This is a genomic window from Actinomycetospora sp. NBRC 106375, assembly GCF_030269665.1.
Classification (GTDB): domain Bacteria; phylum Actinomycetota; class Actinomycetes; order Mycobacteriales; family Pseudonocardiaceae; genus Actinomycetospora.
On the sequence record NZ_BSTS01000058.1, the window covers coordinates 1 to 1,848 of the forward strand.

Consider the following 1,848-nt stretch of genomic DNA (forward strand, 5'->3'; position numbering starts at 1 on the left):
TCACATCGAGCCCGTTGCCTAATCGCTTGGACGCTCGGGCGGGTTGATGCTTCGGGTGCTGCTCGCGGTCGGGGTCGGTGGTGTGACGGTGTCGGGGGTGCCTGAGATGTCCCTGGCGGGTCAGGTGGTGGCCGGTCCGGCGGTGAACAGCTTGCGCAGGTTGTGCGCGAGGGCGGCGAGGGTGATCTCGGCGGTGGCGGCGGGCAGGCCGCGTCGGGTGATGGCCGGGAGCAGTTTCTTGATGTTGCCGATGCCGGGTTCGACGGTGGCGCCGCGGCGTTTGTAGGCAGTGTGCCCTTCGGGGGTGCGTAGCCGGTGGTCCATCACCTGGCGGGCGGTGGCCCCGGCGGGCGGGTCGCCGTGGGCGGGACGCTCGCGGGCGTCGCGGTGCTGGTCGCGGGTCTTGCCCAGCGCGATGAGCCGGTCCGGGCCGGGGACGGTGAGGTTGGTGTCGCTGGCGTAGCCGGCGTCGGCCAGGACCAGCGCGATGCCGCCGTGCTCGCCGAGGGGTTCGTCGGGGCGGGCGAGGGTGGCGATGTCGCGGGCGGCGGCGACTGCGGCGGCGAGCATGGGTTCGAAGGCGGTGGTGTCGACGGGGTTCTGGGTGACCGTGGTGGCCAGCACGAGCTGGTCGGCGGTGATCGCGAACTGGGCGTTGTAGCCCTGCACCCAGCCGCGTTTGCTGGTCATCAGCCGCGAGTCGGGGTCGCTGAGATTGCGCTTGGGCACGCGGTTCGCGGCCGAGGCTCCGGTCCGGGCTCCGGTCCGGGCTTCGGTCAGGGCGTGCTCGGCGGCGGCCAGCGCCTGTTGGGCCTTGGTCACCGCGTGCTCGGCGCGGTGGACTCGTGCGGCCTGCTCGACCGCGACCGGTTCGGCGCCCTGGGGCGCGAGGTAGAACGTCGGGCGGGCGCGGTGGTTGGCCCATCCGGTGCGCCACCGGTCGATCTTGTCTTGTTGCTCGGCGCGCATCCGCTCGAGACCGGCCCGCCGCGCGGCGAGCCGGGCCTCGGCGTTGGCGTGCCGGGTCGCGAGCTCGGCCGACACCGCGCCGTGCGCGGCGTCGAGTTCCTCGAGGCAGGCACGGATCCGGGCCCGCCGGTCACCGGCCGGGCCGCCGGCGCTACCGGTGCCGCTCCACCGCTCGGGCACCTGATCACCTCCCGAGCTGCCTCCCGAGCTGGGGTCTTCGCCACGGTCGAGACGCAGCTGAGCGGCGCGGTCCTCCTCGGCGTCGGTGCCCGCGGCGGCCGCGGTGCGTTCGGTGGCCTGGCGGGCGAACCAGTCCCGGTCGTGGTTGGCCGCGATCGAGGCGTTGCCCGCGAACTTCGACCCGTCGATGGCCACCGTGCCGACCTGCCCGAGCCCCGCGCGGGCGCACAGCCGCAGCACCTGGGCGAACAGGCCGGTGAACGCCTGCTGATGCGCGGCGCGGAACCGGGCGATCACCGTGTGGTCGGGGATGTCACCGGCGCAGAGCACCCGGAACGCCACATCGGTGTGGCAGAGCCGCTCGACCCGCCGCGAGGACTGGTACCCGCACACATACGCGTAGATCAACAGCCCGAGCAGCATGTCCGGGTCATAGCCAGCCCGCCCGGCCGCCGAGCCGGTGGCCGGGGCCTGATCGCGGCGCCGCGGTCGCTGATGCAGCGCGGTGGTGTCCAGCTCGGCGAGCACGTCGAGCAGGAACCACACCAGATGATCCTCGGGCAGCCACTCACGCATGTCCGGGGCCAGCAGGAACCGCTGATCCCGATCCACCGGCCGATACCTCTTCGCCACCCCAAGATCCTCCCCCGATCCCGAGATCGACAGGCGAAGGCGCGCGATTTGGCAACAGGCTCCATC

General features: G+C 73.1%; 1 protein-coding gene. It reads right to left on the reverse strand.

Annotation, left to right across the window (positions count from 1 at the left end):
• Positions 1-120 precede the first annotated feature (120 nt).
• Entirely contained in the window at positions 121-1,761 is a 1,641-nt protein-coding gene (locus QSK03_RS32830) for a transposase (RefSeq protein WP_285660027.1), read from the reverse strand.
• Positions 1,762-1,848 lie beyond the last annotated feature (87 nt).